Origin of the sequence: Haoranjiania flava (genome assembly GCF_025631005.1) — a bacterium.
Lineage (GTDB): Bacteria > Bacteroidota > Bacteroidia > Chitinophagales > Chitinophagaceae > Haoranjiania > Haoranjiania flava.
Map to the genome: position 1 here is coordinate 1 of NZ_JAOTPL010000064.1, position 306 is coordinate 306.

1 protein-coding gene is annotated in these 306 nt (G+C 41.2%); it reads right to left on the reverse strand.

Annotated elements, in window-relative coordinates:
- The coding region (locus OD355_RS13850; protein WP_263039090.1) for a transposase at positions 1-306 on the reverse strand (306 nt) is incomplete at both ends.

Here is a 306-nt window from a genome sequence, read left to right on the forward strand (position 1 = left end):
TGGCATTAGTTGCATTTGTTTTTGAAACTGCTCAATAAGTTTCGGTTTGGTTTCCTCTATATCTTTTTTTATGGAAGGTTTTTTGGGAAAGAATGCGTACGCTGCTATGGCACTCATGAGGTTTAGTAAAAATCCGTTGATAGAGCGATGCCTGGTATGCTCTGCATGGCAGATGTTTTTGATTTCGTCGTTCACTGTTTCGATTACAGAGCGTTTACGCAGCAGCAACTTCTCCTCATTGCTCAGGGCTTTGCTTTTCATGTTTCTTCTCACGGCAGTAATAAGCTGGATACCGTTTCCAAAAAG